This is a genomic window from Hyalangium versicolor (assembly GCF_020103695.1).
GTDB classification, from domain to species: domain Bacteria; phylum Myxococcota; class Myxococcia; order Myxococcales; family Myxococcaceae; genus Hyalangium; species Hyalangium versicolor.
Genome location: NZ_JAHXBF010000073.1, coordinates 1 through 1,782 on the forward strand (window position 1 = coordinate 1; position 1,782 = coordinate 1,782).

Here is a 1,782-nt window from a genome sequence, read left to right on the forward strand (position 1 = left end):
GGTACGAGCAGATGCACCGGGCCTTCGCGAGAGGCCTGGCCTTCGAGCGGGAGATGGTGGCGGAGTTCCGAGCCGATGCGGCCCTGCCGGTGGTGCAGCGCCGCTGGCTCAAGGGGTTTACTCGGCCGCGCATCGAAGTGCACGTGGGCGTGTCAAAGCCGAACGTGCCCGGTATCCGCTTCGCGGACGTGCTCGTCATCGAGGAACAGCCTTCCGCTGGCCCGTCTCCCCACGTGGAGACCTTCAGCTTCAAGAGCCGCTTCCTCGCGTCGTTGGAGCCTGAGCCCTTGCGTGCACAGATAGGTAGAGATGCACGCGCCGCCCTGGAGTATTACGGCGGGACGTTGGACATCGTGCGTCCTTCCCTCAAGCGTCGCGTGCAGGTGCAACGGGTTCGTCTTGTCTACGAGGGGGGAGCGCTCATACCCAGAAACCTGAGAACGTTGAAGGAATCCATCGACGCCATCAAGCAGGACGTCGAGGGAGTGGAGGTGCTGGTCCAGTGAAGCTGCTGACGCTACAGGATCTGGATGTAGAGGACAGCCTGTCACTCTACTTCAAAGGGAGCTTCGATCCGCAATGCGAGGTCGAACGCGCGCTGGAGCCGTTTCTCCAAGCGCTGGAGCAATATGCCGGGGAGTGGATGCCAGACATGGTCGGAGGTAAGCGGCAACGCAGGTACTCCCGAACTGCCGTCTGGAAAGCCTTGGAGGAGAGCCGTACGGCCTACAATGCAGGTGTCGGGCTCTTTCACACGACGTACCCGCTTGTGTCGTTGGCCTTCAATTTCGGGCTTACCAGAGTTCCCCGCCCATTGAGAGTCATGCTCCATGTGCAACCGCTCACCTTCTTCACGGACGAGGCGCGTTGCCGACAGGTGGTAGAGATGGTGCGCGCCTGGGCCTCGTACTATCCAGGCCCCTACACCTCCGCCCACAGTACTGCGGACGAACAACTGGCGGGCGCACCTAACTTTGGTCGTGATGACGAGACCACGTACCAGAACGGATTCGACAAGGTATACGAAGTGAGCTGGCTCAACGTGTTTGGGCCGAAGCTGGTGGAGACGGTCGGTCGCGAGCGGATGCTGTCCACGCCGGCATACCGGGTGGAGGAGTTGCCGAACGGAGCGGTGTTGCTGGTGACGTGGCCGACGGCTGCGGACTTCACCAGCAAAGGGGCTCGCCAGGCCCAGGCTCGAGCGCTGGTGCACCTCCGCCCGGAACTCGACTTGGAAACCGTGCTGCGTACGCTGCACGAGCGCAACGAGACGCTGGCTGCCGTGGAACCGCACTTTCATCCGGATGCAGCACCGCTACTGGCGCGACTGGTGGACGGCGTCGCCATCAGCCAGCGCCAGCGGAGGATCTCGGAGCTCAACGCGTACCAGCCGCCCGAGCCGGAGGAGTGGCTGCCAGCAGAAGCCGCGCTGCCCACGGACGTAGTGGACACGAAGGCGGCGCTGGAGCACTACTCGTTGCTGGCCGAGTACCTGGTGGCGCTGTTGCACACGCAGGTGCCGTCCGTGTTCGAGCAGACGCCCGAGTCGCTCACGGACGTGGACTTCCAGTTCTGGGTGGAGAGATTCCCCGAGGTCTTCGAGCGCAACGAGATAGAGCAGAGGGCGGTGCCGACGGTGGGAGCCTACCTGGGGCAGGTGTTGGTGCGTCACCTGGGCGGACAGTGGATCCCGCGCAAGAAGCTGGAGGAGGTACAGGTGCGAGTCGGGAAGCGCATCTGGCTGCCGTTCATGAGGGCGCACAGGTACATGCGCTCGCGCCA

Annotated in this window: 1 protein-coding gene and 1 pseudogene; both read left to right on the top strand. The window is 63.5% G+C overall.

The features are described 5' to 3' along the window. Nucleotides 1-506: pseudogene (locus KY501_RS52740) on the top strand (hypothetical protein); the annotation flags it as partial. A gap of 317 nt (nucleotides 507-823) precedes the next feature. Beyond that, nucleotides 824-1,782 (top strand): hypothetical protein (locus tag KY501_RS52745; protein ID WP_309243073.1); only part of this gene is annotated, 959 nt, incomplete at its 3' end.